Source organism: Nocardioides ganghwensis (genome assembly GCF_014779655.1).
GTDB classification, from domain to species: Bacteria; Actinomycetota; Actinomycetes; order Propionibacteriales; family Nocardioidaceae; genus Nocardioides; species Nocardioides ganghwensis.
The window spans coordinates 184,832-210,252 of sequence record NZ_JACXYX010000001.1 but is presented as its reverse complement, the minus strand read 5'-3'; the positions used below and the strand labels follow the sequence as shown (position 1 = coordinate 210,252).

Sequence of the window (25,421 nt, the reverse complement as noted above, 5' to 3'; positions counted from 1 at the left end):
CCCCCCGTGGGGGCGGGCCGGTTCGCTGTCCGTCCTGATGTGGATCGGTCTGCTCCGTCGGCGACCGGTCGGCGGTCGGGGCGGATCAGGACTTCACGAAGCGGTCGACCCGGTATGTCCGACCGGCCCCGAACTCCGTGCGCTCGGACAGCACGTGCTCGAGGCGGGTGTGGGCGGTCACGACGTCGTGCGCCTCGTCGCCGTTGAGGACGCTGCCCATCCGGGGCACGTAGTGGACCGAGACGAAGGCTCCGCCCGGGGCCAGGCTGGCCTCGATCCGGTCCACGCACTGCTGGAGGACCGGCACCGGGAGGTAGTAGAGGACGTCGGAGGCGACGACGAGGTCGAAGGTGTCGTCGGGGAACTCGTCCGGGATGCTCATCGCGACGGCCCGGACGTTGTCGTGCCCGCTCAACCGCCGCAGCACCTGGTCGACCGCGGACTGTGACACGTCGAGGGCCAGCACGTCGGTGGCGCGGGGCGCGAGCACCTCGGTGAAGGACCCGACGGCGCAGCCGAGCTCCAGCACGCGTCCCAGCGGACCGTCACCGCAGACCTCGAGGGTGCGGTCGAACTTGAGCTGCTCCTCGGGGTGGACGTCGAACCCGAACGGGTCGCCCTCGTCGAAGAAGTGCTCGAAGAAGCCGGGCCGCATCTCGGGCGGGACCAGCCGGGCGGGCAGCGTCGCCGCCACGCGGCCGCGCCACGTGTCCGGCACGGCGAAGATCATCCGTCCGCGGGCGCGGATCAGGGCGTCCCGGGAGCGGCGGCCGACGGTTGCGGGTGACAGGAGCGAGCTCAAGGTGGATCCCCTTCGACGTGTGGTCCACACCGAGCGACCGCGCACGGTCGCTCCGGTGTGGCCCCGCCATGGTGCCGCCGCCCGGTCCGTCGTACGCCGCGGCCGGTGGCCGATTCGCCGATATTGGTGAGCCGGGATTGGTGAGCCGGGATGGGTGAGCCGGGTGGGCGAGCCGGGCTCAGGAGTTGAAGCGCTGCTGGGTCTTCTCGAGGCCGTCGGTGATCAGCGACTCGACCGCGTCGGCGGCGTCGGAGACCTGGAAGGGCAGCTCCTTGCGCTCGACGGTCGAGTAGTTGGACAGCACGAAGTCGGCGACGTCCTGGCGACCGGGGGGCCGCCCGATGCCGGCGCGGACGCGGTAGAAGTCGCCCGTGCCGAGCGACGAGCGCATCGACTTGAGGCCGTTGTGCCCGTTGTCCCCGCCGCCGAGCTTGACCCGCAACGTCCCGAAGGCGATGTCGAGCTCGTCGTGGATCGCGATCACGTGGTCGGGCGCGACCTTGTAGAAGGTGGCGAGCGCCTTCACCGGACCGCCGGACTCGTTCATGTAGCCGCGAGCGCGGGCCAGCACGACGCGCGGACCGCCCAGGGACAGCCTGCCCTCGACGACGTCGGCGCGCCCGGACTTGTGCGACCGGAAGGGACTGCCCATCCGGGAGGCCAGCTCGTCGGTGACGAGGTAGCCGACGTTGTGGCGGTGCCCGGCGTACGCGGGGCCAGGGTTGCCGAGGCCGACGACCAGCCACACATCGCTCTGCTCCATCACCCCATCCATCCTTCCATCCCGGTGACCGGGCACGTCCTCCCCCGTCACGTGCGACGACCGGGCACGTCCTCCCCCGTCACGTGCGACGACCGGGCGGTTCGTCCCCGGCAGTGGGGAGGAACCGCCCGGTCGGCGGTGAGGGCGGGCACGACGTGCCCGCTCGGTCACTCGGAGTCGGAGCCCTCGCCGGCGTCCTCGGCCGGGGCCTCGTCGCCCTCGGCAGCCTCGGCCTCGGGGGCGTCGTGCTCGATGCCGGCCTCGGCCTCGGCCTCCTCCAGCTCGGCCTCGAGGGCCTCGGCGGAGATCTGCTCGGTCACGTTGACGATGAGCAGCTCCTCGTCGGCGAGCAGCGTGGTGCCCGAGGGGAGGTCCAGGTCCTTGGCGTGGATCTGGGTGCCGATCGGGGCGTCCTGGACGGAGACCTCGAAGAACTCGGGGATGTGGGTGGCCTCGGCCTCGACGGACACGACGGCGTTCTCGGTGACGACCAGCGTGTCCGGGGCGGCGTCGCCGGTCACGTGGACGGGGACGTCGACGGTGACCTTCTCGCCGCGACGGACGGCGACGAAGTCGACGTGCTCGATGACGCGGCGGATCGGGTCGATCTGCACGTCCTTGGTCAGGGCGAGCTGCTCGGAGCCCTCGATGTCGAGCGCGAGCAGCGCGTTGGCGCCGCCGTGCTTGAGGGCCATCATCGTCTGGTGGCCGGGCAGGATCACGTGGACGGGGTCGTTGCCGTGACCGTAGATGACGGCGGGGATCTTGTCCTCGCGACGGATGCGGCGCGCGGCACCCTTGCCGAACTCGGTGCGGGCCTCGGTGGTGATCTTCTCGGGGGCAGACATCTTCTTCTCCTGGGTCGGGATCGGGGTGAGGTTCGGGGGCCTCGAGGCCGGAGACGACGAACGCCGCGCTCCGGATCGTGAGCGCGGCGCAGCAGTGCGGACCGGCCCAGTCGATCACGGAGTCCTGGTCGTACGGGCTCCCTCGCCGAGGCAACCCGTCAACTCTAGACCCCGCCCGCACGCCCGGTCGAATCCCGGATGCCGTCGCGCGGGCGGGCCCCCTAGGGTTGCCCGGTGCCCCTGATGCTCCCCGAGGCGCGCGAGCGCGCCGCCCTGCTGACCGACGTCCGCACCGAGGTCCACCTCGACCTCACCTCCACCGAGGACTTCGGTGTCGAGGCGACGATCTCCTTCGGCTGCACCCGGCCCGGCGCCTCCACCTTCCTCGAGCTCAACGGCGCCACCGAGGTCACCCTCGACGGCCGGCCGGCGGCGTACGCCGAGGGGCGGATCCCGCTGCCCGACCTGGCCGCGACCAACACGGTCCGCGTGACCGCGCGGATGCCCTACGTCACCGACGGCGACGGGATGACGGTCACGGTCGACCCGGCCGACGGCGAGCGCTACGTCTGCGCGCACACCTCGATGGACATCACGCAGAAGGTCATCCCCTGCTTCGACCAGCCCGACATCAAGTCGACCTTCGACGTGACGGTCACGGCGCCGTCGCACTGGACCGTCCTCGCCAACGGCCGGCTCGCCGGCCGGTCCACCGGGACCACCGGTGACACCACCCACGACACCTGGACCTTCGAGACCACCCCGCCGTTCTCGTCCTACCTCTTCACCCTCGTCGGCGGGCCGTGGGTGTCGGTGACGTGGGACGAGCCGTACGCCCCGGCTCCCGGCGGCACCCTGCCCTTCGGCTGGCACGCGCGGGCCTCGCAGGAGCACGACCTCCGCCGCTTCGCCGACGAGCTCCGGCGCATCACCAGCACGTGCTTCCAGCACTACACGACCGTCTTCGAGCCGGAGTACCCCTACGCCGACTACCAGCAGGTCTTCGCGCCCGGCCTCAACTGGGGTGCGATGGAGTTCCCCGGGTGCGTCGTCTACCGCGACCAGGCGTTGATGAAGGGCACCCCGACCGAGCTCGAGCGCCAGTGGATGGCCTCGACGATCGCGCACGAGATGGCGCACATGTGGTTCGGCGACCTGGTGACGATGACGTGGTGGGAGGACTCGTGGCTCAACGAGTCGTTCGCCGACTTCATGGGCTACGACGTGGCCGGGACGGCCGCGGGCTACACCGACGCGTGGACGTCGGCCGCGATCACCCGCAAGCCCGCGGGCTACCGCGCCGACCGGCGCCGCTCGACCCACCCGATCGCCGAGGACACCGACAAGATCGTCGACGTCGACACGGCGTTCGCCAACTTCGACATGATCACCTACGCCAAGGGCAACGCCGCCCTCGCGCAGCTCGGCCACTGGCTCGGCGAGGAGGACTTCCTCGCCGGGGTCAACACGCACCTCACCAAGCACGCCTTCGGCAACGCCGACCTCGCCGCCTTCCTCGACTCCCTCGACTCGGCCAGCGACCACGACGTACGCGCGTGGGCCGAGGCGTGGCTGCGTACGACCGGCTTCGACACGCTGCGGGTGACCCGCGACGACTCAGGCGTGCCCGTCCTCACCCGCGAGGGCTCGCGGCCGCACCGCCTCACCGTGTCGGCCTACGACGACGACATGCGGCTCGTCGGCTCCCGCGACGTGCACCTCGGCGGCCAGCCCGTGCGGCTCGAGGAGTTCGCCGGCCGGGTCGTGGTGCCCAACTCCGGCGACGAGACGTTCGCGGTGATCCGGCCCGACGAGCAGTCGTGGGCCGCGATCACGGCCGGGCTGTCGTCGGTCGAGTCGCAGCTGACCCGGGCGATGCTGTGGTGGACGGCGGTCGACCTGTGCGAGTCGCAGGTCATCGGCGTCGGCGACCTCGTCGACCTCGCGGACCGGCACCTGCGACCCGAGACCCACCCGCTGGTCTTCGAGGGCGTGATGAAGGCGCTGCAGTCCGTCACCCGGCGCTACGCCGCGCCGGAGGACGTGGCCGGCCACCTGGCGGTCGTCGCCGACCTCGCGCGCCATGCCGTGGAGGGCGGCGTCCCCGACCTCGCCCCGGGCGCGTCCCGGGCGCTGGCCCGGCTCAGCGCCGACCGGACCTTCCTCGTCGAGTGGCTCGAGCGGGGCGACGAGGTCGACCCGGGGGTCCGCTGGGCCGCGGTGCACCGGCTGGCCGAGCTGGGCGACCCGTCCCACATCGACGCGGAGGCCGAGCGCGACCGGTCCGTCGCGGGGCACCACGCGGCACTCACGGCGCGGGCCGCCGTACCCACGCCCGAGGCCAAGGCCGAGGCCTGGGACCGCCTGATGGGCGGCGAGCTGGGCAACCACGAGTTCGACGCCGTCGCCGCCGGGTTCTGGGGGTGGGAGCAGGCCGACCTGGTCCGCCCCTACCTCACCCGCTACGTCACCGACGGCCTCGACCTCGCCCGCCGCTCGGGCCAGGCGATGGGCGACGTCATCGGCGACGCGTTCCCGAGCCTGCCACTCAGCACGGAGTCCCGACTGGAGCTGCGCGACACCGTCGCCGCCGCGCTGGAGGGGGACGTCCCGACCGTGCTCGCCCGTTCGTGGAACGACTCCCTCGACGACCTCCAGCGCACCCTGCCTCAGGCGTAGGGGTCGGTGATCTCGCGCAAGGACTCCAGCGACCGCCTGAGCTCGCGCATCCGCCGCGGACCCAGGTGCGCCTCGAACTCCGCGTCGAGCCGCTGCTCCATCTCGCGCGCGCACGCCTGGGCCTCCTTGCCCCGCTGGGAGATCCGGATCAGCCGGGCCCGGGCGTCGCGCGGTGGGCAGCTGCACGGACTTCTCCCTTGACGGTATTGGTCAGCCAGGCTGACCATGTAGTACGACTCTCTGACTACCGCGGAGCGCTGGCGATGGACAAGGCCACGATCTGGCAGCACATCCATGAGGAGCGACGCTCCCTCGCTGCGACGCTGGCCGGCCTCGATGACGAGCAGTGGGAGCAGCCGTCGCTCTGCGAGGGATGGACTGTCAAGGAGGTCGCCGCCCACGTCATCGCCCACCCGCAGATCGGCTGGGCTCAGATGCCGGGGATGGTCGCCCGCAACCTCGGACACGGCTACAACGCGATGATCTTCCGGGAGGTCAAACGCCTGGGTGAGCGATCGACCAGGGAGTCGATCCTCGCCGACTTCCAGACGTACGACTCCTCCACCCGCAAGGTGCCCACCACGACCCCTGTCGAGCCCCTCATCGACGCCCTCGTGCACCACCAGGACATCCTCCGACCGCTCGGCCTGAGGCACGAGATGGCACCCGAGGCCGCGGCCGTGGCGGCCGACCGGAGCCGGACGCTCGCGTTCCTGTCAGGGTCGCGTGCGGTGGTGAAGGGCACCCGGATGGTCGCCACCGACATCGACTGGTCGCGCGGACGCGGACCGACGCTCACCGGACCCGTCCAGGAGCTGCTGATGGTGTGCATGGGCCGGGGGCGCGTCGCCGAGGGACTCAGCGGCGAGGGGACGGAGCTGCTCCCGGCTCAGGCGTGACCGTCGAACATCGAGGTCACCGAGCCGTCCTCGAAGACCTCGCGGATCGCGCGGGCGATGAGCGGCGCGATCGAGAGCGTGGTGAGCTTGTCGAACTGCTTCTCCGGCGGGACCGGCAGCGTGTTGGTGACCACGACCTCCATGGCGGAGGAGTTCTTCAGCCGGTCGACGGCCGGGTCCGACAGGATCGGGTGGGTCGCGGCGATGATCACGCCGGCCGCGCCGTCGGCCATGCACGCCTCCGCGGCCTTCACGATCGTGCCGCCGGTGTCGACCATGTCGTCGGTCAGGATGCAGATCTTGCCCTTGACCTCGCCGACGACGCGGTTGGCGACGACCTCGTTGGCCACGTCGATGCGGCGGGTCTTGTGGATGAAGGCCAGCGGCACGCCACCGAGGCGGGCCGACCAGCGCTCGGCGACCTTGATCCGGCCGGCGTCCGGGGAGACCACGGCGAGCTGCTGGTCGCCGTACTTCTCCTTGACGTAGTCGGTGAGGATCGGCAGCGCCATCAGGTGGTCGACGGGGCCGTCGAAGAAGCCCTGGATCTGGTCGGCGTGCAGGTCGACGGTGATGAGCCGGTCGGCGCCGGCGGTCTTGAACAGGTCGGCGACCAGCCTGGCCGAGATCGGCTCGCGGCCGCGGTGCTTCTTGTCCTGGCGGGCATACCCGTAGAACGGCATGACGACCGTGATCCGCTTGGCCGATGCGCGCTTGAGCGCGTCGACCATGATCAGGTGCTCCATGATCCACTCGTTGATCGGAGCGGTGTGGCTCTGGATCACGAAGGCGTCACAGCCGCGCACGGACTCCTCGTAGCGCACGTAGAGCTCGCCGTTGGCGAACGCCCGCGCGTCCTGGGGGACGAGCCCGCACTCGAGGAGGTCGGCGACCTCGGTCGCGAGGTCGGGGTAGGCCCGGCCGCTGAAGACCATCAGGTTCTTCTCGGTGGTCCGCTTCATTCCGGTCACGCGACGCGACTCCTCGCTGTCCTGGTCGGCCTCGGGGGGAAGGCTCGTTCGGAGGTGCTGGACAGAAGTCTGGCCCACTTCCCGGCCACCACCAACCCCGGGGTCACTGGTCGGTCTTCTCCTGCTGTTCACGAGCCGTTCGCGCGGCCTCGGCCTGCGCCGTGCCGGGCCGCCGCGACTCGGTCCAACCCTCGAGGTTGCGCTGCGGGCTGCTGCTCACGGCGAGCGCACCGGCCGGCACGTTGCGGCGTACGGTCGTGCCGCCGGCGGTGCCCGCACCGTCGCCGACCTCGACGGGGGCGACGAAGGTGTTGTTGGAGCCCGTACGGGCGTGGCGGCCGATGACGGTGCGGTGCTTGGCGATGCCGTCGTAGTTGGCGAAGATCGTGCCGGCGCCGATGTTGGTGCCCTCGCCGATCTCCGCGTCGCCGACGTAGGACAGGTGCGGCACCTTGGCGCCGTCGCCGATGGAGGAGTTCTTGGTCTCCACGAAGGTGCCGATCTTGCCGCCGACGCCGAGCCGGCTGCCCGGTCGGAGGTAGGCGAACGGCCCGACCGAGGCCCGGTCACCGATCACGGCGAGCTCGGCGTGGGTGCGCACGACCCGCGCGCCGACGCCGATCTCGCAGTCCTTCAGCGTGGTGTCGGGGCCGATCACCGCGTCCTCGTGGACGAGGGTCGCGCCGAGGAGCTGGGTGCCGGGGAGGATCGTGGCGTCCGGCTCGATCACCACGTCGGCCTCGATCCAGGTCGTCGCCGGGTCCATGACCGTGACGCCCTCGCGCATCCAGCGGGTGACGATGCGCTGGTTGAGCTTGCGGCCGAGCTCGGCGAGCTGGACGCGGTCGTTGGCGCCCTCGGTCTGCTCGACGTCGTCGATCACGTGCGCCCCGACCGTGAGGCCGTCCTCGCGCGCGAGGCCGACGGCGTCGGTGAGGTAGTACTCGCCCTTGGCGTTGTCGTTGGTGATCCGCTCCAGCGCCGACACCAGGAACTCGGCGTCGAAGGCCAGGATGCCGGAGCTGATCTCGGCGATCTCGCGCTGCTCGGGGGTGGCGTCCTTCTCCTCCACGATCGCCTCGACGTCGCCCTCGTGGTTGCGCACGATGCGGCCGTAGCCGAACGGGTCGGCCACCCGGCCGCTCAGGATGCTCACCGCCCGCTGGGCCGCCTCGTGCTCCTCGGCGAAGACCCGCAGCGACTCGCCCTCCAGCAGCGGGGTGTCACCGGCGGCGACGAGCACGGTGCCGGTGGTGGTGCCCGCGGCCTCCATCGCGATGCGGACGGCGTGGCCGGTGCCCTGCTGCTGCTCCTGGACGGCGAGCACGGCGGACGGCAGCTGCTCGGTGATGTGCGGCCCCACCTGCTCGCGCTGGTGGCCCACGACCGCGACCACCCGGGTCGGCTCCACGGCCTGCACGGCACGGAGCACGTGGCCGATCATCGAGCGTCCGGCGATGGGGTGCAGCACCTTCATGGTCTTCGACTTCATGCGGGTGCCGCCGCCTGCGGCGAGGACGATGACGGTGAGGTTGTCCATGGGCGCAGTGTGTCACTGGCCGTCTCGGGCGAGACACCTGCGTGGGGGTGCCGCGGCCCCTGCGCCGGCGCCGTGAACGGCGTCGCGGGCCGCCGCCCGGATCCCGCCCTGTGGTCGAATGACGCCGTGAGCGGGCGCACCTATGCCGGGGAGTCGGCGAGCGACCGCCTCGAGCGTCGGCGTCGCCAGCTGCTCGACGCGGGGCTGGAGCTCTTCGGCACCGTCGGCTACCGCGCGACGACCGTACGGCTGCTCTGCCGCGAGGCCCGGATCAGCGACCGCCACTTCTACGAGCAGTTCGACTCGACCGAGGACCTGCTGGTCGCGGTGTACGACGAGGGCACCGCCCGCCTGGAGCAGGCCGCGCTCGAGGCGCTCGGCGACCGCAGGGGCGAGGTGGGCGACCTGGCCCGCCGCGGCCTCGACGCCTTCCTCACCCTCGTCGAGGTCGACCCGCGGCTGGCGCGGGTGGTGTGGTTCGAGGTACTCGGCGTCAGCCCCCGTGTCGAGTCGACCTACCTGACCCGGATGCAGCGCTTCGGCCACCTGATGCTCGACGTGCTCGCCGACCGCGACGACACCGCCGCCCTCCCCGACGCCGCCCGCGAGCTGATGGCCAGCGCCGCCGTCGGGGCGGTGAGCAACGCCGTGGTGACGTGGTCGATCACGGGTTTCGCCACCGAGCGGGCGGTCGTCACCGAGTCGCTGTCGCAGTTCCTCGCCGGCGCCGCGACCGCCCTGGCCCACCCGCCGCCCGGGACGTGACCTGCGTCACCCCTCGATGCGGAATCAAACGTCATCACTTTAGCCTGCGGGGGTGGAGACCACGACCGTCCTCGTCATCGGCAGCGGCTTCGGCGGCCAGGTGACGGCGATCAACCTGCTGCGCCGCGGGATCACCGACGTCCGCATCCTCGAGCGCCGCGACTTCATGGGCGGCACGTGGTGCCAGAACTCCTACCCCGGGGCCGCGGTCGACGTGCCCTCGCCGCTCTACTCCATCGCCTCCGAGCCCTACCCCTGGACCCGGATGTACGCCGAGCAGGCCGAGCTGCGCGCCTACACCGAGCACGTGATCGACAAGCACCGCCTGCGCGAGCGCACCGTCCTCGGCGCCGAGGTCGTGGCCGCGGAGTGGGACGGTGAGGCGTGGTGCGTGCGCACCAGCGACGGCACGGTCCACCGCGCCCGGTTCGTCGTCAACGCCTCCGGACCCCTGAGCACGCCGGTCGTGCCGGCGTTCGCCGGGCTCGACGACTTCGAGGGGCGCACCTTCCACACCAACGGCTGGGACCACGACGTCGACCTCGCCGGCAAGCGCGTCGCAGTCGTCGGGTCGGGCGCGAGCGCCGCCCAGGTGATCCCCGCGATCCAGCCCGAGGTCGCCGAGCTGCACGTCTTCCAGCGCAGCCCCCACTGGGTGCTCCCCCGCCCGGACCGCGTCTTCACCCCGCTCCAGCGGCGGCTGCTCGGGCTGCGGCCCGTGCAGCGGGCGCTGCGCACCGCGATCTACTGGAAGCTCGAGACCCGGGTCATCGGCTTCAAGCACAGCCGCCGGCTGCTCCGGCGGGTCGCGCAGCGAGAGGCCCTGCGCCACATCGCAGCCCAGGTGTCCGACCCCGAGCTGCGCGCCAAGGTCACGCCGGACTACACGATCGGCTGCAAGCGCATCATCCTGTCCGACACCCTCTATCCCGCGCTGTCGGCGCCCGGCACGACCCTGCACGACCGCCACGACGGCATCGTCCGCTTCGACGCGACCGGCGTCGTCACCGGATCGGGCGAGCACCTCGACCTCGACGTGGTCGTCTTCTCCACCGGCTACGACGCCACCGACGGGCTGATCCCCTACGAGGTGCGCGGCCGCGACGGCGCGCGGCTCGCCGACTTCTGGCACGAGTTCCCGCGCGCCTACCTCGGCACGACCGTGCCCGGCTTCCCCAACTTCTTCGTCGTCACCGGCCCCAACACCGGCATCGGCCACACCAGCGCGATCTTCGTCATCGAGTCGCAGATGGAGTACCTCCTGCGGGCGATCGACGCCGTGCTCGCCGCGGACGCGGCGAGCATCGAGGTGCGTCCCGAGGCCGAGGACGCCTACACCACCACCATCCACCGCGAGATGGAGAAGACCGTGTGGCACGACGGCGGCTGCACGTCGTGGTACCGGTCCCGCTCGGGCCGCGTGATCGCGATGTTCCCGGGCTTCTCCTTCTCCTTCCGCCGCCTCGCGCGGCGCTTCCGACCCGAGCACCACGTCATCGCCTCCGAAGGGACGCCAGCATGAAGGACCTCGTCGACCAGGCCGCCGGCTCGAGCCGGCGTACGACGCTCGCCGGTCGTGCGTACGCCGCCGCGACCGCCGCGGAGGCGCGGGCGTACGGCCTGCGCGAGCGTCGCGTCGACGTCGGGGACTGCTCCCTCGCGCTCCTCGAGGGTGGGCCGGTCGACGCCCCGGCGGTGGTGCTCATCCACGGCTACTCCGCCGACCGCGTGGTGTGGGTCCGCTTCGCCCGCCACCTGCTGCGCGACCACCGCGTCGTCGTGCCCGAGCTGGCCGGGCACGGCGCGACCGGCTTCACCAGCGGCGCGGGGCACTCGGCTCCGGCGCAGGCGGCACGCGTCGCCACGCTCCTCGAGCGCCTCGGCATCGACGCCGCCCACGTCGCGGGCAACTCCATGGGCGGCTTCGTCGCCGCCACGCTCGCCGTCCAGCACCCCGAGCGGGTCCGCTCGCTGCTGCTCAGCGACGCGGTGGGCGTCGCGTCGCCCGAGCCGAGCGAGGCCGAGCTGCTCATCCGCCAGGGACGCAACCCGTTCCTGCTCGACAGCGTCGCCGACTTCCCCGACTTCTACGCCATGACGATGGCGCGCCCGCCCTTCCTCCCCGGCGTGCTGAGGGCCGCGGTCGCCGCCGACTACGTCGCACGGCGCGAGCAGCTGGCCGAGATCTTCGCCGACTTCCACGGCGTCGCCACCCTCGACGACCGGCTCGACGAGATCACCGCCCCGACCCTGGTGATGTGGGGCGAGGAGGACCGGCTCGTCCACCCGAGCACCGCGCGGGCGTGGGCGGACGGCATCGCGGGAGCCCGTACGGTGCTCTACCCGGGCATCGGTCACATGCCGATGCTGGAGGCGCCCCGACGCAGCGCCGCCGACTACCGCGCCTTCCTGGCCCGGGTCGGCGCCGGCAGCCGACGACGGGACGAAGTGCCCTAACGGGCCGCGTGCGTCCTACGATCGACTGGCCCTGAGGCGGTCCCGCGCGGGGACCGCGCACGAGGGAGGTCGCGATGTCCTGGTCGGCCACCCTCCGACCGCCGGGGCGAGGCGCCCTGCGCGGCGACGTCGTCGCCGGCATCACCGTGGCGGCCTACCTCGTGCCCCAGGTCCTGGCCTACTCCGGCCTGGCCCGCGTGCCGCCCGCCGCCGGTCTCTGGGCGGCCTTCGTCGCCCTCGCGGTCTACTTCGTCGTCGGTTCCTCGCCCCAGCTCTCGGTGGGACCGGAGTCGACCACCGCCCTGATGACGGGCGCCGCCCTCGCGACCCTCGCCGTGCCGGGCGCCTCCGCGCAGGACACCGCTGCGGTGCTCGCCCTCGCCGTCGGTGCCGTGTGCCTGCTCGCGTGGGTCGGTGGGCTCGCGTTCCTCGCCGACCTGCTCTCCAAGCCGGTGCTCGTGGGCTACATGGCCGGGATCGCGGGTCTCATGGTCCTGTCGCAGACGGCTCGCGGGAGCGGCGCCGACGTCCCCGACGGCAGCGTGCTGGCGCAGACGTGGTGGCTCGTGCAGCACCCGTCGGCAGTCCACTGGCCCACCCTCGCGGTGTGCCTCGGCACGCTCCTGCTGCTCCTGGCCGGAGCCTGGGCGTGGCCGACGGGTCCGGTTCCGCTCGTCGGCATGCTCGTGGCGACCCTCGCCGTCGCGGTGGCAGGGCTGTCCGACGACGGCGTGGCCGTCGTCGGCGCGCTCCCCTTCGCGCTGCCCTCGCTCGGCCTGCCGCCGGTGTCGTTGCTCGGGTCGTGGGCGCTGCTGACGACCGCCCTGGCGATCGCCGTGGTCGGCTTCACCGACAACGTCCTCACCGCCCGCGCCTTCGGCGACCGCCACGGCGACCGGATCGACGCGCGGCGCGAGCTCCTCGCGCTGGGCGCCGCCAACGTCGCAGCCGGCGTGGTGCACGGCTTCCCGGTGAGCAGCTCCGGCAGCCGTACGGCGATCGTCGACGCCGTGGGAGGTCGGTCCCGCTGGGCGGGGCTGTCGACGCTGGGCGCCGCCCTCGTCCTGGTCGTGGCGCTGCGGCCGGTCCTGGCCCGTTTCCCCGACGCTGCGCTGGCGGCCGTCGTCGTCTATGCGGGCCTTAGGCTCATCGACGTCGAGGAGTTCGTCCGGATCGCGCGCTACCGGCGCACCGAGCTGTTCATCGCGCTCGCCACGACCGCGGGAGTCCTCGCCCTCGGCGTGCTCCAGGGGGTGGTCGTCGCCATCAGCCTCTCGCTCGTCGACGTGATCCGCCGGGTGGCGCGGCCGCACGACGCGATCGAGGGGATCGTCCCGGACCTGGCGGGCATGCACGACGTCGACGACTACGCCGACGCCGTCCCGGTGCCCGGCCTGCTCGTCTACCGCTACGACGCACCGCTCTTCTTCGCCAACGCCGACAACTTCCTCACCCGCGTGCGGGAGGCCGTGGCGGCGTACGCCCCGCAGTGGGTGCTGCTCAACACCGAGGCCATCGGCGAGGTCGACTTCACCGGCGCACAGGCACTCGAGACGCTCCGTGCCGAGCTCGAGGCCGAGGGCGTCGTGCTGGCGCTGGCCCGTCTCAAGCAGGAGCAGCGCGAGGCCCTCGAGCCGAGCGGCCTGCTGGACCGGATCGGGGCCGAGCACATCTTCCCCACGTTGCCGACCGCGCTCGACGGATACCGGGCGGCGACCGGGCAGCCGTGAGGCCTGCTAGGCCTCGGCGGCAGCGAGCAGCTGCGCGAACAGGTCGACGTACTGGATGAGGTGCCGGTCCGCGAGGTACTGGTCGCGCACCCTCAGGTGGGCAGCGCGTCCCAGCGCGAGCCGTCGGTCCTCGTCGCCGAGGAGGGAGGTCAGCGCCGCCGCCAGCTCGGCACCGTCGCGCGGGTCGTCGAGCAGGAGGCCGCTCACCCCGTGCTCGACCTGGTCGCGGATGCCCCCGACCGCCGAGGCGACCACGGGACGGGACTTCCACATCGGCTCGGTGACAGTGAGGCCGAACCCTTCCGCGAGGCTCTTCTGCACGACGACCGCCGCGCGGCGCTGGAGGGCGTTGACGGTCCGCGCGTTGGCGTCCAGGTCGTCCATCGGCACCGAGACGAGGTGGATCCGCAGGCGGGCCCGCTCCGGGAGCGAGCGATGGCGCTCGCGGCACTCGGCGAGCACCTCGCTCGCCTCGGGGTCGTCGGCCACGCCGTCCGTCTCCGGCCCCGCGAGCACGAGGTGGACGTCGGGAGGGAGCTCGTCGAGGTGGGCGGCGAAGGCCTCCATCACACCGGCCATGTCCTTGAGCCGGTCCCAGCGGCTGACCTGCAGCACCAGAGGGGCGTCGGTCGGCAGCGGCGGCCCCTCGACCACCAGCCCCGGGCGGTGCACGAGCGCCTCGACCTCCGCCGGCGCCATCTCGGCGTTCTTGGGGCTGAACGGGTCGAGGGACGGCGGGATGATCCGCAGCCACCGCCGGTCGACCCAGTCGGGGGCGAACTCCTCCCGCGAGAAGACGACGGCGTGGGCGGGCGCGACCAGCTCCTCCAGGAACCCCCACGCCTCCTTGGTCCACTGGTTGCTCTCGTCCAGGCCCACGTGGCAGCGCCACACGACCCAGGCACCCCGCTCCCGCAGCGCCCCGGCGAGCCCCGCGGTCTGCGGGTCGTGCAGGAGGACGACGTCGCCGGGCTGCACGAGGTCGACGAGCTCGTCGACGTGGCGCGCCTGCGTGGCGTCGTACGTCGCCCGGGCCGCGGCGTCGAGTGCCCCGTCGTCACCGGGGACGCCGTGCAGCCGGTTGTGGATGCGCTTGGTCACCGTGAAGAAGCCCGGGTCCCCGCCGATGACGAACCAGCGGATGCCGATCCCGGTCCCGGCCGCGTAGGCGACGAGGGTGTGCAGCATCTCCGCCACGCCGCCGCCGCGTGCGGTAGAGCTGACGTTCCAGACCGTACGCCCGGCGAGGAGGCGTCGGGCCTCGGCGGCGTACACCTCGATCCGCTCCACCCGCTCCGGCGGCAGCAGCGAGGCCAGCCGCTCCAGCGCGACCGGGGCCACCTGGACCTCGACCAGGCCGGTCACGACGCACCACGGGGTCGCGGCACGCCGACGTGAGGGCCCACCCGGATCTCGACCCCGGGCGCGGCCCGGCGGGCGACGTCCAGCGCAGCATCCATGCGGCGGATCAGCTCCGCCCGCGCCGCGTGGTCGCACTCCTCCACGAACGGCTCGACGAGCTCCACCGCGCGGTGGCAGGCCCTGGCCCGCCGTGCGGCGTCACTGACGCGCTCCTCGAGGTCGTGGACGTCCTCGACCACGACCTGGACGGGCTCGGGTGACGGTGGACGGGGTGCTCTCGCGGGACACATGGCGATCTCCTCGGGTCTCCCTCCGAGTCTCGCCAGCCCGCGGAGCGCCCGACAGGGTCCTAGGTCCCGCTCCCGGCCGGGGCCCACGGCCCGACCCTCCTGCCGTCGTGACCGGACGTCAGTTCAGGCGCGCGTAGGAGACCGACAGCACGGTCGCCACCGACAGCCAGAGCGCGTACGGCGCCAGCAGCACGCCGCCCCACGGCTCGAACCGCGCGACCACGACGACGAGCACCCAGGTCAGCAGCGCCGCGCCGGCCAGCGAGACCGCAGCCGGGCCGAGGCTGTGGGGGACGTAGAACAGCCAGGCCCAGCCGAGGGCCAGCGCCACCGAGACGGCGAGCACGCCGGTGGCCGCCCACGCCGCACCGGTCGGCGCGGTGCGTACGGCGGTCAGCCCGACCACGAGCAGCAGCAGGAAGTTGAGCGGCCACATCACGCCGAAGACGACGTCGGGCGGTTGGAAGGACGGCCGCGCCAGCGAGGCGTACCAGCCCGGCTCGTGGCCGTTCCAGGCGTTCGACAGCGCGGCGAAGACCACGACGAGCGCGCACCAGGCCAGGGTCGGCGCCCATGCCGTCACGGCGATCCCCCGTCGGCGAGGCGCGCGCGTACGGCGGCCTCGAAGGCGGTCACCGAGCCCACCATCTCGTCGAGCTCGGCCGCACCGACCAGCTCGCGCCAGCCGTCGCCCTCGCGCGCCAGCACCACCGGCGCCCGCGTCGCGGCGACGGCAGCGACCAGGTCGTCGTCGAGCTCGTTGAGGTGCAGCAGCCGCACGGGGACGGGCAGCGTCGCCACCATCCGGTCCCACTCCCCCTTGCGGCGCACGATCGAGTGGGTGATGTCGCACAGCGCGCAGTGCCGGGTGCCGCGAACCTTCCCCCAGACGTACGCCGCCTCGCCCAGCAGGCCGCCGTCCGCGTCGTAGACGCCGACGAGCTCGGAGACGGTCATGGCCAGACGCTACCGAGTGGCTCCCCGGGTAGGAGTCGAACCTACGTCGCTAGTCCTGATTCAAAGTCAGGCGGGCCCTACCGGCAGACCAACCGGGGAATGTGGCGCCAAGCCTAGGGCCGAGCCGATCTTCACCACACCTCCACACTGATCGGGGCGATCCCTGATGTCGAGCAGGGCCGCGCCCGCTAGCGTGAGGCGGGTGACGGGGGAACTCATGGGGCGCCCGCCGGTCATCTCGACCGCGGGCCTCACCAAGCACTACGGGACGGTCCACGCGCTGACCGACCTCACGGTCGACGTCGGCGAGGGCGTGACGGGTCTCGTCGGTGCCAACGGCGCGGGCAAGTCGACGCTCATCAAGATCCTGCTCGGCCTGCTCGAGCCGACCGGCGGGCAGGCCAGCGTGCTGGGTCACGACATCGAGCACCAGGGCCAGGAGATCCGTCGCCTGGTGGGCTACATGCCCGAGCACGACTGCCTGCCGCCGGATGTCAGCGCGAGCGACTTCGTCGTGCACATGGCGCGCATGTCGGGCCTCGGGGCGTCGGCGGCCCGTGAGCGCTCGGCCGACGTGCTGCGCCACGTCGGCCTCGACGAGGAGCGCTACCGCCCGATGGGCGGCTACTCCACCGGCATGAAGCAGCGCGCCAAGCTCGCCCAGGCCCTCGCCCACGACCCGCGCCTGGTGTTCCTCGACGAGCCCACCAACGGCCTCGACCCGGCCGCGCGGACCGACATGCTGCGCCTCGTCGAGCGGATCGGCAGCGACTTCGGCATCGCGGTGCTCGTCACCTCCCACCTGCTCGGCGAGCTCGAGCAGGTCAGCGACCACGTCATCGTGCTCGACGGCGGGCACCTGCTGCGCAGCAGCGCGACCGGCGAGTTCACCCAGCGCACCGGCAGCCTCCTCGTCGAGGTCGTCGGCACCGAGACCGAGCGCGACCGCCTCGGCGAGGCGCTCGCGCAGCGCGGCCTGTCGTGCCGTCCGCGTGGCGCGATGGTCGCCATCGACCCGCCGCCGCCGGAGCTCGCCGAGGGCGGCGCCGCCCAGGACCTGATCCGCGACGTGGCCGCCGAGCTGGGCCTGGGCCTGATGCGCCTCCAGCCGGACCGACGCCACCTCGAGGACGTCTTCCTCGAAGGAGGCACCCGTGCCTGACCACTCGCCGTCGGGCGCGGGTCGCCCCGGCATCATCCACGACCTCGGCTACCGCCGCTTCGACGGCGTGCGCGAGGGCTCGGGCGCCATCGCCCGTACGCTCTTCGCGACCGGTCTGCGCCACGCGTACGGACTGGGCCGGTCGGGCAAGTCGAAGGTCATGCCGTTCCTGCTGCTGGCCATGTCGCTGCTGCCCGCCGCGATCGTCGTCGGCGTCGTGGTCCTCACCGGACTCGACGAGCTGCCGGTGTCCTACGCCGACTACACCAACCAGACGCAGCTGCTGGTCAGCCTCTTCGCGGCCGCGCAGGCGCCCGTGCTGTTCTCGCGCGACCTGCGCCACCGCTCGATCGTGCTCTACCTGGCTCGGCCCCTGGGCGCGACGGCGCTCGCGCTGGTGCGGTGGCTCTCGCTGACCGTCGCGGTCTTCGTCTTCACCGCCGTCCCCACGGCCGTGCTGTTCGCCGGCGCGATGCTGGCCGGCCTCGACAAGAGCGACCAGGCCACGAGCATGCTCAAGGCGGTGACCCTCCAGGTCCTCCTCGCGATGCTCGTCGCCGGCCTCAGCGGGCTCATCTCGTCGGTGTCGCTGCGGCGCGGCTTCGCCGTCGTCGGCTCGGTGATGGCGCTGATCGTGCTCACCGGCGTCGTGACGGTCATGCAGAACATCGCCTACTTCGAGGGCGACAGCGAGGCGGTCTCGACCGGCGTCGGGCTGGTCTCGCCCTGGTCGCTCTACACCGGCCTCGCCAACGCGTGGGACGCCGGCATCGAGACCCCCGTCCCCGTCGACGGCGCCTGGGTCCCGGCCTACGTGATCGTGGCCGCGCTGATCGCCGCCGGCTGCCTGCTCGGGCTGGTCGCCCGCTTCCGGAAGGTGGGGTCGCTGTGAGCACCCTCGTCCTCGACTCGGCCTCGCGCTGGTTCGGCAACGTCGTCGCCGTCAACGACGTGTCGCTGTCCATCGGCCCCGGGGTCACCGGGCTGCTCGGCCCCAACGGCGCCGGAAAGACGACGCTGATGGCGATGATGTCGGGCTTCCTCGCCCCCTCCGCCGGGCACGTCACGCTCGACGGCAAGCCGGTGTGGCGCAACACCGAGACCTACCGCCAGATCGGCCTGGTCCCCGAGCGCGAGCTCAGCTTCGGCTACCTCACCGGACGGCAGTTCGTCCGGGCCAACGCCGACCTGCACCGGCTCCCGGACGCCGCCGCGGCCACCGAGCGGATCCTCGAGGTCGTCGACATGGTCGAGCCGGCCGGGCGACGCCTCGACACCTACTCCAAGGGCATGCGGCAGCGCGTGAAGATCGCCGCCGCGCTCGTCCACGACCCGGCCGTGCTACTGCTCGACGAGCCGTTCAACGGCGTCGACCCGCGCCAGCGGATGCACCTGATGGACCTGCTGAGGCGCCTCGGCGACGAGGGCCGCACGGTCCTGTTCAGCTCCCACATCCTGGAGGAGGTCGAGCGGCTCGCGCGCCACATCGAGGTGGTCGTCTCCGGACGGCACGCGGCCTCCGGCGACTTCGGCGCCATCCGTCGCCTGATGACCGACCGGCCGGTGCGCTACGCCATCCAGTCCAGCGACGACCGCGCCCTCGCCGCGGCGCTGATGGCCGAGGAGTCCGTACGCGCGGTCAGCCTGCGCACCGATGGGCTCGACGTCCAGGTCGGCGACCTGGGCAGCTTCGCCGTCAGCCTCCCCGGCCTGGCCCGGCAGCACGACGTGACCCTGTACGAGCTCTCCCCCAGCGACGAGTCGCTGGAGAGCGTGTTCGCCTACCTGGTGGCCCGATGAACGCGGGGATGATGAACGGGACCATTGCCAAGCTGGCCCTTCAGGCGCTGCTCGGCCGCCGCCGCTTCTACCTGCTGCTGGCCTTCCCGACGCTTCTCGTCGGGCTGGTCGCGCTGGTCACGGCCCTCGTGGACGGCGACGCGGCCTTCTCGGTGCTGCCCAACCTGGGCTACCCGCTCGTGCTGCCGCTCGTCGCGATCCTCGCGGCGTCCTCGGTGCTCGGGCCCGAGGTCGACGACGGCTCGATCGTCTACCTGCTGTCCAAGCCGGTGAACCGCTACGGCGTGGCCTTCAGCAAGTGGCTCGTGGCCCTTGCCGCGACGCTCGTGACCGGTGCGCTGCCCATCTTCGTCGCCGGCCTGGTCACCGGCCACACCACCCGCTCGACTGCGCTCCTCGTCGCCGCCGCCGTCGCCGGCACGGCGTACTCCGCCCTCTTCGTCGCGATCTCGGCGGTCACCCGCCACGCGGTGATCGCCTCGCTGATGTTCGTGCTGATCTGGGAGGGCCTGCTCGGCAACCTCTTCACCGGGGTCGCCTGGCTGAGCATCGGCCAGTGGGGCCTGCGGGTCGGCCACGAGGTCTCCGACTACCTGCCCGACGTCGTCGACCTGCCCTACGCCGTGGTGGCGAGCCTCCTCGTCACGGTCGTCGCCGTCTGGTTCGCCGGCGACCGGTTGCGGTCGTTCTCCCTCCGCGGCGAGGACTGACCTCCCATCGGGTTCATCCGCACTAGGCTCGATGACGTGGACCTCCCCGTGATGCCGCCCGTGCAGCCGATGCTGGCCAAGAGCGTCAGCGGGGTGCCCGACCCGGCGAAGCACGGCGGGCTGAGCTTCGAGCCCAAGTGGGACGGCTTCCGCTGCCTGGTCTTCAAGGACGGTGACGAGGTCGAGCTCGCCAGCCGCAACACCAAGCCGCTGACCCGCTACTTCCCCGAGGTCGTCGAGGCGTGCCGCGCCCAGCTCCCCGACCGGGTCGTGCTCGACGGCGAGATCTTCGTCGGCCTCCAGGGGCCCGACGGCTGGCGCCTGGAGTTCGAGACGCTGCAGGAGCGCATCCATCCCGCCGCCAGCCGCGTCGACAAGCTGGCCGTCGAGACCCCGGCCGGCTTCGTGGCCTTCGACCTGCTGGCCCTCGGCGACGAGTCCTACCTCGGTCGGCCCTTCTCCGAGCGCCGCGCCGCGCTCGTCGAGGCCCTCGGCCACCTCGACGGCACGGGCCCCTGCTTCCTGACGCGCACCACCGAGGACGCGGCCGAGGCCGAGCGCTGGTTCGAGGAGTTCGAGGGCGCGGGCCTCGACGGGGTCGTGGCCAAGCCGCTGGGGGCGGCGTACGAGCCCAACAAGCGCACCATGCTCAAGATCAAGCACGAGCGCACCGCCGACGTCGTCCTCGCCGGCTACCGCGAGCACAAGACGTCGACGCCGGACGAGCCGCTGATCGGCTCGCTGCTGCTCGGCCTGTACGACGAGGCGGGCGAGCTCCAGCACATCGGCGTCTCGGCCAGCTTCACCGCCAAGCGGCGGGCCGAGCTGTGGCAGGAGCTGCAGCCGCTGGTCTGCGACATCGCCGACCACCCGTGGGGCCGGTGGAACGAGTTCCTCACCGCCAACCCCGACCGCGTCCCCGGGACCCAGAGCCGGTGGAGCGCGGGCAAGGACCTCGGGTTCACCGCGCTGCGCCCCGAGCGGGTGCTGGAGGTGAAGTACGACCACATGGAAGGTCGGCGGTTCCGGCACACTGCGCACTTCAAGAGGTGGCGCACCGACCGCGACCCGGAGTCCTGCGGCTACGCCCAGCTCGACGAGCCGGCGGGCTACGACCTCACTAGAATCCTCAGCACCGAACCCGGAGGCGCGTCATGACCGAGAACACCCCCAGCAGCCCTGACGAGTCGATCCACGACGGGCAGGGCACCTACGACGTGGTGCTCCTCGTCGAGCAGGCCCTGACGCCCGCCGACGCCGAGCAGGTCCGTTCGCTGCACAGCGAGATCGAGGACAAGGTCGTCTACCACGTCCTGCTGCCCCTCGAGGACGCTGCCGCCCGCATCGAGGCCTCGCTCGGCACGCTCGGCGCCGGCGACCTGATGGCCGCTCCCGCCCTGGCCATGAACGACGTCGACATCGACGCGCTGCGCCGCGAGTGCGAGGAGAACTCCTCCTCCGACCTCCAGCGGACGCTCAAGGCCATCGCCGCGGCCGGCGGCACCGCGCACGGCAAGGTCACCTCCGAGCCGCCCGTCGACGCACTCGCCGCGCTCGTGACCGCGGTCGACGCTCGCGAGGCGATCATCCTGACCCGCCCGCACGTGGTCGCCGAGTTCTTCCACGTCGACTGGACCTCCCGCGCGCGCCGCAAGCTCGGCGTACCTGTCCTCCACCTGATCGAGCACGAGAACTTCGACGAGCAGGCCTCCGGCTCCGGCGAGGGCGTCAGCGGCCTCTGAGCCGACTCCAGCTAGCGGCGGGTGACCCGGCGTACGACCGCGCGCCGCAGGATCGCGGCCGCCTCGCGACCGCCCACGGCGGGCTCCTTGGCGGCCCGGACCTGCGCGAGGTCGCGGCGCAGCTGCTGCACCGTGGCGCGCTGGGCGTCGCGCGCCTCGCGGGCGGCGAGGGTCGACTCGGCCTTGGTGTGGTCGAAGGTGAGCGCGACGGCGTCGGCGTAGCGGGCGTTGTAGTCGGCGTGGATGCGGTCGAGCGCCGACAGCGTGCCGGGGTCGTGCGGGGCGGTGGTCAGGGTGCCGAGCAGCTGCCAGACCTCCTCGGCCATGTCGCGCAGCCAGTCGGGGGTGCGGACGTCGTCCCAGGTGAGCTGCGACTTGCGCATCGACGGCTCGATGAAGTCGTCGACGGAGTGGTGTGCGGACGACGCGAGATCGGTGTTGAGCTCCAGCTCGAGCTGCTGCTGGACGGGCACCAGGGCCGTACGCCAGTCGGCCAGCAGGTCGACGTAGCGCACGAACGACCGCCTGGAGCCACGACCGGCCTTCTCGGTGAGCAGCGCGGCGTGCACCCAGCCGGCGACGTTGGAGGTCTCCTTGGTCAGCCGCAGGTCGTCGGACTGGCTCGAGAGGTAGGCGATGTCGCGCGAGCCGACGACCTCGGCCGGGTGGCGCAGCGCGGTCAGCCAGCGCAGGTCGGCCCCCAGCTCGGCGCTGACGACCTCCCACACCTGGGCGAACCAGAACGCGTGCGGGTCCTTGACCACGATCTGCGACCCGCGGACCTGCTGCTCGTCGAGCTGGCCCGAGAGCCACTCGTGGAGCTCGGCGGTCGGCACTCCCGACTCGACGTAGCGCGAGACGATGTCGACCGCCGCGGGCCGGCTGTCGATGTTGAAGAGCGCGAGCTCCTTGAGGTGCCGCTTGTGGAAGTCGATGACCCACTGCGGCTCGTAGAACCCGCGCGGGTTGGTCTCCGACGCCTCGACCTCGGGCTGCGGCACGTGGAGGCCGAGGCGCTTCAGGGTGCCGGCGAGGGAGCTGGTGCCGCTGCGGCCGGAGCCGGACACCAGGACCAGCGGGGTGGAGGACGTCGGCATGCGGCTCACCCTATCGGCCGGACCGCCGCCCCCTAGGATCGTGCCGACGCTTCCCCGGGAGAGGACTGAGGACCACGTGGCACTGACCGACAGGCTCGGTGGGAAGGTGCGCTCGGCCGTACGCCGCGTACGCCGCGACGGCCCGCTCGACATCGTCTTCGTCCTGTTCAACGCCGACGGCATGGGCGGCACCGCCCGCTCAGGCATCGAGCAGGCCAACGCGCTGCTCTCCCTGGGCGAGGGGCACCGGGTCCGCATCCTCAGCGTCACGCGCAGCGGCGCCTCGACCCACTACCGGCTGGCCGACGGGTTGGAGGTCACCTACCTCGTCGACGTGCGCGACGAGCGCCCCGCCGCCGTCCGCGGCGGCCACGCACCCGAGCTGGCCGAGCGCGAGTCGCTGATCGTGCCGCGCAGCTGGGACGCGCTCTACAACGGGCTGACCGACGCCACGATGCGCGAGGCGCTCGGTGCGATCGAGGCCGACGTCCTCGTCACCACCACCCCCGAGCTGCTCGCCGTCGTCGCCCAGCTCGCCCCCGCCGACGTCGCGCTGGTGCACCAGGAGCACCGCGCCTCCTCGAGCCGGGTCAACGATCTCGGTGCGCTGCTCCAGTTCGCGCCCCGCGCCGACGTCGTCGTGTCCCTGACCGAGTCGATGTCGCGGTGGCTCGCGGGCCGGCTCGGCGGCGCGGCACCCGAGCTCCAGGTGATCCCCAACCCGCTGCCCGCCCACGCGCAGGAGCGATCGCCGCTGGACCAGCGGGCGTTCGTGACGGCCGGCCGGCTCGCGCCGGAGAAGCAGTTCGAGCACGTCGTCGACGCCTTCTGGCGCATCCACGAGCAGGTGCCCGGCTGGACCCTGACCGTCTGGGGCGACGGACCGCGCGCCGACAACCTGGCCGCGCAGGTGCGCAAGCTCGGGCTCGAGGACCGCGTACGCCTCCCCGGCTCGACCGACGACCTGGCCGCCGAGTGGGCGCGCGCCAGCGTCGCCGTGCTCGCCTCGCGCGGCGAGGGCTATCCCCTGGTCCTTCAGGAGGCGATGTCGGCCGGCGTGCCGCCGGTGTCCTACGACTGCCCGTCCGGTCCGCGCGAGATCATCACCCACGACGTCGACGGGCTGCTCGTCCCGCCGGGGTCCAAGGCCGCGCTGGCCGCCGCGATGCTGCGGATCGCCACGGACGACGACCTCCGCGCCCGCCTCGGCGCCGCCGCGCTCGACCGGTCGGAGCGGTGGGACGGGCAGCTCCTCGCCCGCCAGTGGGTCGACACCTTCCGTACGGCGATCGCCCGCCGTGCCGACCCGCTCGCCCCGCGCCGCGTGCTGCACGGCCTGCGCCCGGGGCCGCTCGGCGACCTGCCCGAGACCGACGGCGCCCGTGGCGTCACGCCCGCCCAGGCGCGTACGGCCTCCCTCACCGCCCTGACCACCGCGGCGGCCGCGACGGGCGAGGGCTGGTTCGTCGTGCCCGCCCGGGGCCTCGACCCGCACCCGCTGGTCGTCGTGCCGTCGTCACGCCGCGGCGACTTCCTGGCCGCGCTGGCCTCGGGTGCCGTGCCCGACTGGCTGTCCGTGCGCGACCCGGCCGAGCGCGGCTGGCCCGAGCGGCGCGGCACGGTGGCGGTGATGACCGGGGAGCTCGCCCGCACGCGCACCGCCTCGCTCTTCCTCGAGCCGTGGCCGATGCGGGGCGGCCACGACGGCGTCCTCGGCGAGGGCGTCGAGGTGGGTGTGCAGTTCTGGGAGGAGTCCCCCGACGGTGACCTGCTCGCACCGGGACCCAACCGTTGGGGCGACCGCGTCCCGGTCGGCACGCCCCGCACCACGACCACGGTCGAGGGCGTCGAGGTGCCCACGCTCGAGCTGATGGCCCTGCCGACGATCGACGACTGCCGCTTCGACGTCGACGTCGTCTACACGTGGGTCGACGGCGACGACGAGGCGTGGCTGGCCGCGCGCGACGAGCGGATCACCGGGCTCGGCGGCACCCCGAGCGCCCGCGCGAGCGGCGCCTCGCGCTACCGCAGCCGCGACGAGCTGCGCTACTCGATGCGGAGCATCCACCTGTTCGCCCCGTGGGTGCGTCGCATCCACCTCGTCACCGCCGGGCAGGTGCCGGACTGGCTCGACACCTCGCACGACCGCGTACGCGTCGTGGACCACCGCGAGATCCTCCCGGGCTCCGCGCTGCCGACCTTCAGCTCGCACGCGATCGAGACCCGGCTGCACGCCGTGCCCGACCTCGCCGACCACTTCGTCTACGTCAACGACGACGTCTTCCTCGGCCGGCCGCGACGCAAGGAGCACTTCTTCGCGCCCGGCGGGCAGTACGCCGCCTTCGTCGCCGACCACCGTGCCGTCGGCCTGCCCGGCACCGACGACCGCCCCTACCTCTCCGCCGCGCAGAACAACCGCCGTCTGCTGGCCGACGCGTTCGGGGTCACGCTGACCCACACGATGATGCACAGCCCGCACCCGCAGCGGCGTACGACCCTCGAGGAGATCTCGGCCCGCTTCCCCGACGAGGTCTCCCGCACCACCCACGCGCCGTTCCGCTCGGAGACCGACCTGTCGATGCTCTCGTCGTTCGCGCAGAGCTACGGGCTGGTCACCGGGCAGGCGTTCAGGGCCCGCGCCCACCACGGCTACGTCGACCTCGGCCACCAGCAGCTGCCCGTCCAGCTGCGGCAGATGCTCAAGCGCGACCGGGACTTCTTCTGCATCGCCGACAACCTGCTCGCGGCCTTCGACGAGGAGCGCGCCGACGGGCTGCTGCACGACTTCCTGGAGCAGTACTTCCCGATCGCCGCTCCCTGGGAGCTCGCACCGGGCGGTGCGTGAGC

Annotated in this window: 23 protein-coding genes and 1 tRNA gene; 13 read left to right on the top strand and 11 right to left on the bottom strand. The window is 72.6% G+C overall.

Annotated features, from left to right (window positions below):
- Positions 1-85: 85 nt before the first annotated feature.
- The 3 genes from IEZ24_RS01000 to IEZ24_RS00990 form a co-directional block, all read right to left on the bottom strand.
- Positions 86-802 (bottom strand): class I SAM-dependent methyltransferase, encoded by a 717-nt coding sequence (locus tag IEZ24_RS01000; protein ID WP_129456351.1) that lies wholly within the window; start codon positions 800-802, stop codon positions 86-88.
- Positions 803-980: 178 nt separating this feature from the next.
- Positions 981-1,565: an aminoacyl-tRNA hydrolase gene (pth, locus tag IEZ24_RS00995; RefSeq protein ID WP_129456352.1), complete on the bottom strand. Its 585-nt coding sequence runs from the start codon at positions 1,563-1,565 to the stop codon at positions 981-983.
- A gap of 167 nt (positions 1,566-1,732) precedes the next feature.
- Positions 1,733-2,413, bottom strand: coding sequence for a 50S ribosomal protein L25/general stress protein Ctc (locus IEZ24_RS00990; RefSeq protein WP_129456353.1), 681 nt, complete (start codon positions 2,411-2,413; stop codon positions 1,733-1,735).
- 243 nt (positions 2,414-2,656) lie between these two features.
- Here IEZ24_RS00990 and pepN point away from each other — a divergent pair, with 243 nt between their 5' ends.
- On the top strand, positions 2,657-5,092 hold the full coding sequence (gene pepN / locus IEZ24_RS00985) for an aminopeptidase N (RefSeq protein ID WP_224744699.1): 2,436 nt from the start codon (positions 2,657-2,659) through the stop codon (positions 5,090-5,092).
- 263 nt (positions 5,093-5,355) lie between these two features.
- Positions 5,356-5,991: a maleylpyruvate isomerase family mycothiol-dependent enzyme gene (locus tag IEZ24_RS00980; protein WP_129456355.1), complete on the top strand. Its 636-nt coding sequence runs from the start codon at positions 5,356-5,358 to the stop codon at positions 5,989-5,991.
- Here IEZ24_RS00980 and IEZ24_RS00975 read toward each other — a convergent pair.
- A complete protein-coding gene (locus IEZ24_RS00975; RefSeq protein ID WP_129456356.1) occupies positions 5,982-6,953 on the bottom strand; it encodes a ribose-phosphate diphosphokinase in 972 nt (323 codons plus the stop codon). The two genes, IEZ24_RS00980 and IEZ24_RS00975, sit on opposite strands and share 10 nt — an antisense overlap.
- A 112-nt stretch (positions 6,954-7,065) precedes the next feature.
- The gene (gene glmU, locus IEZ24_RS00970; RefSeq protein ID WP_129456357.1) at positions 7,066-8,502 is read right to left on the bottom strand and encodes a bifunctional UDP-N-acetylglucosamine diphosphorylase/glucosamine-1-phosphate N-acetyltransferase GlmU; all 1,437 of its coding nucleotides are present in this window, start codon (positions 8,500-8,502) and stop codon (positions 7,066-7,068) included.
- A gap of 126 nt (positions 8,503-8,628) precedes the next feature.
- Between glmU and IEZ24_RS00965 the strand changes: the two genes are divergently transcribed.
- From IEZ24_RS00965 to IEZ24_RS00950, 4 genes are all read left to right on the top strand, one after another.
- Positions 8,629-9,267 carry a TetR/AcrR family transcriptional regulator gene (locus tag IEZ24_RS00965; RefSeq protein WP_165356162.1) on the top strand — a complete coding sequence of 213 codons (639 nt, stop codon included), beginning with the start codon at positions 8,629-8,631 and terminating at the stop codon, positions 9,265-9,267.
- Positions 9,268-9,319: 52 nt separating this feature from the next.
- Positions 9,320-10,789, top strand: a complete 1,470-nt coding sequence (locus tag IEZ24_RS00960; protein WP_129456359.1) for a flavin-containing monooxygenase — start codon at positions 9,320-9,322, stop codon at positions 10,787-10,789.
- Positions 10,786-11,724: an alpha/beta fold hydrolase gene (locus IEZ24_RS00955; RefSeq protein ID WP_129456360.1), complete on the top strand. Its 939-nt coding sequence runs from the start codon at positions 10,786-10,788 to the stop codon at positions 11,722-11,724. Before IEZ24_RS00960 ends, IEZ24_RS00955 begins: the two co-directional genes overlap by 4 nt.
- Positions 11,725-11,798: 74 nt before the next feature.
- The gene (locus IEZ24_RS00950) at positions 11,799-13,454 is read left to right on the top strand and encodes a SulP family inorganic anion transporter (RefSeq protein WP_129456361.1); all 1,656 of its coding nucleotides are present in this window, start codon (positions 11,799-11,801) and stop codon (positions 13,452-13,454) included.
- Between the two features lie 6 nt (positions 13,455-13,460).
- On the opposite strand, the gene IEZ24_RS00945 is transcribed toward IEZ24_RS00950, so the two are convergent.
- From IEZ24_RS00945 to IEZ24_RS00925, 5 genes are all read right to left on the bottom strand, one after another.
- Positions 13,461-14,819, bottom strand: a complete 1,359-nt coding sequence (locus IEZ24_RS00945; protein ID WP_129456362.1) for a glycosyltransferase — start codon at positions 14,817-14,819, stop codon at positions 13,461-13,463.
- The gene (locus IEZ24_RS00940; protein WP_129456363.1) at positions 14,816-15,106 is read right to left on the bottom strand and encodes a hypothetical protein; all 291 of its coding nucleotides are present in this window, start codon (positions 15,104-15,106) and stop codon (positions 14,816-14,818) included. Before IEZ24_RS00940 ends, IEZ24_RS00945 begins: the two co-directional genes overlap by 4 nt.
- 118 nt (positions 15,107-15,224) lie before the next feature.
- Positions 15,225-15,689 (bottom strand): TspO/MBR family protein, encoded by a 465-nt coding sequence (locus IEZ24_RS00935; protein WP_165356163.1) that lies wholly within the window; start codon positions 15,687-15,689, stop codon positions 15,225-15,227.
- Positions 15,686-16,063: a hypothetical protein gene (locus IEZ24_RS00930; protein ID WP_165356164.1), complete on the bottom strand. Its 378-nt coding sequence runs from the start codon at positions 16,061-16,063 to the stop codon at positions 15,686-15,688. Before IEZ24_RS00930 ends, IEZ24_RS00935 begins: the two co-directional genes overlap by 4 nt.
- Positions 16,064-16,080: 17 nt before the next feature.
- Positions 16,081-16,162: transfer RNA gene (locus IEZ24_RS00925), tRNA-Gln, on the bottom strand.
- A gap of 103 nt (positions 16,163-16,265) precedes the next feature.
- Between IEZ24_RS00925 and IEZ24_RS00920 the strand changes: the two genes are divergently transcribed.
- The 6 genes from IEZ24_RS00920 to IEZ24_RS00895 are packed head-to-tail and all read left to right on the top strand — an operon-like array spanning position 16,266 to position 21,477.
- Complete coding sequence (locus IEZ24_RS00920; protein WP_242498568.1) at positions 16,266-17,225, top strand: ABC transporter ATP-binding protein; 960 nt, start codon at positions 16,266-16,268, stop codon at positions 17,223-17,225.
- Entirely contained in the window at positions 17,218-18,117 is a 900-nt protein-coding gene (locus tag IEZ24_RS00915) for an ABC transporter permease (protein ID WP_129456365.1), read from the top strand. The genes IEZ24_RS00920 and IEZ24_RS00915 overlap by 8 nt, the downstream gene beginning before the upstream one ends.
- Complete coding sequence (locus IEZ24_RS00910) at positions 18,114-19,025, top strand: ABC transporter ATP-binding protein (RefSeq protein ID WP_129456366.1); 912 nt, start codon at positions 18,114-18,116, stop codon at positions 19,023-19,025. The genes IEZ24_RS00915 and IEZ24_RS00910 overlap by 4 nt, the downstream gene beginning before the upstream one ends.
- Positions 19,026-19,036: 11 nt before the next feature.
- The gene (locus IEZ24_RS00905; RefSeq protein WP_165356165.1) at positions 19,037-19,735 is read left to right on the top strand and encodes an ABC transporter permease; all 699 of its coding nucleotides are present in this window, start codon (positions 19,037-19,039) and stop codon (positions 19,733-19,735) included.
- Between the two features lie 36 nt (positions 19,736-19,771).
- Positions 19,772-20,893 carry an ATP-dependent DNA ligase gene (locus IEZ24_RS00900; RefSeq protein ID WP_129456368.1) on the top strand — a complete coding sequence of 374 codons (1,122 nt, stop codon included), beginning with the start codon at positions 19,772-19,774 and terminating at the stop codon, positions 20,891-20,893.
- Positions 20,890-21,477 carry a hypothetical protein gene (locus IEZ24_RS00895; RefSeq protein ID WP_129456369.1) on the top strand — a complete coding sequence of 196 codons (588 nt, stop codon included), beginning with the start codon at positions 20,890-20,892 and terminating at the stop codon, positions 21,475-21,477. The genes IEZ24_RS00900 and IEZ24_RS00895 overlap by 4 nt, the downstream gene beginning before the upstream one ends.
- An 11-nt stretch (positions 21,478-21,488) precedes the next feature.
- On the opposite strand, the gene IEZ24_RS00890 is transcribed toward IEZ24_RS00895, so the two are convergent.
- Positions 21,489-22,574 carry a sulfotransferase family protein gene (locus tag IEZ24_RS00890; RefSeq protein ID WP_129456370.1) on the bottom strand — a complete coding sequence of 362 codons (1,086 nt, stop codon included), beginning with the start codon at positions 22,572-22,574 and terminating at the stop codon, positions 21,489-21,491.
- A gap of 76 nt (positions 22,575-22,650) precedes the next feature.
- On the opposite strand from IEZ24_RS00890, the gene IEZ24_RS00885 reads away from it, so the two are divergent.
- Positions 22,651-25,419 carry a stealth conserved region 3 domain-containing protein gene (locus IEZ24_RS00885; protein ID WP_165356166.1) on the top strand — a complete coding sequence of 923 codons (2,769 nt, stop codon included), beginning with the start codon at positions 22,651-22,653 and terminating at the stop codon, positions 25,417-25,419.
- The last annotated feature ends 2 nt before the right edge of the window (positions 25,420-25,421 follow it).

What these genes read in the sequence shown, in the direction of transcription:
- glmU (WP_129456357.1), bottom strand. Translation starts at nt 8,502, where the DNA reads ATGGACAACCTCACCGTCATCGTCCTCGCCGCAGGCGGCGGCACCCGC.
- IEZ24_RS00940 (WP_129456363.1), bottom strand. Translation starts at nt 15,106, where the DNA reads ATGTGTCCCGCGAGAGCACCCCGTCCACCGTCACCCGAGCCCGTCCAG.
- IEZ24_RS00975 (WP_129456356.1), bottom strand. Translation starts at nt 6,953, where the DNA reads ATGAAGCGGACCACCGAGAAGAACCTGATGGTCTTCAGCGGCCGGGCC.
- pth (WP_129456352.1), bottom strand. Translation starts at nt 1,565, where the DNA reads ATGGAGCAGAGCGATGTGTGGCTGGTCGTCGGCCTCGGCAACCCTGGC.
- IEZ24_RS00955 (WP_129456360.1), top strand. Translation starts at nt 10,786, where the DNA reads ATGAAGGACCTCGTCGACCAGGCCGCCGGCTCGAGCCGGCGTACGACG.
- IEZ24_RS00990 (WP_129456353.1), bottom strand. Translation starts at nt 2,413, where the DNA reads ATGTCTGCCCCCGAGAAGATCACCACCGAGGCCCGCACCGAGTTCGGC.
- IEZ24_RS00905 (WP_165356165.1), top strand. Translation starts at nt 19,037, where the DNA reads ATGAACGGGACCATTGCCAAGCTGGCCCTTCAGGCGCTGCTCGGCCGC.
- IEZ24_RS00895 (WP_129456369.1), top strand. Translation starts at nt 20,890, where the DNA reads ATGACCGAGAACACCCCCAGCAGCCCTGACGAGTCGATCCACGACGGG.
- IEZ24_RS00930 (WP_165356164.1), bottom strand. Translation starts at nt 16,063, where the DNA reads ATGACCGTCTCCGAGCTCGTCGGCGTCTACGACGCGGACGGCGGCCTG.
- IEZ24_RS00980 (WP_129456355.1), top strand. Translation starts at nt 5,356, where the DNA reads ATGGACAAGGCCACGATCTGGCAGCACATCCATGAGGAGCGACGCTCC.
- IEZ24_RS00890 (WP_129456370.1), bottom strand. Translation starts at nt 22,574, where the DNA reads ATGCCGACGTCCTCCACCCCGCTGGTCCTGGTGTCCGGCTCCGGCCGC.
- IEZ24_RS00950 (WP_129456361.1), top strand. Translation starts at nt 11,799, where the DNA reads ATGTCCTGGTCGGCCACCCTCCGACCGCCGGGGCGAGGCGCCCTGCGC.
- pepN (WP_224744699.1), top strand. Translation starts at nt 2,657, where the DNA reads ATGCTCCCCGAGGCGCGCGAGCGCGCCGCCCTGCTGACCGACGTCCGC.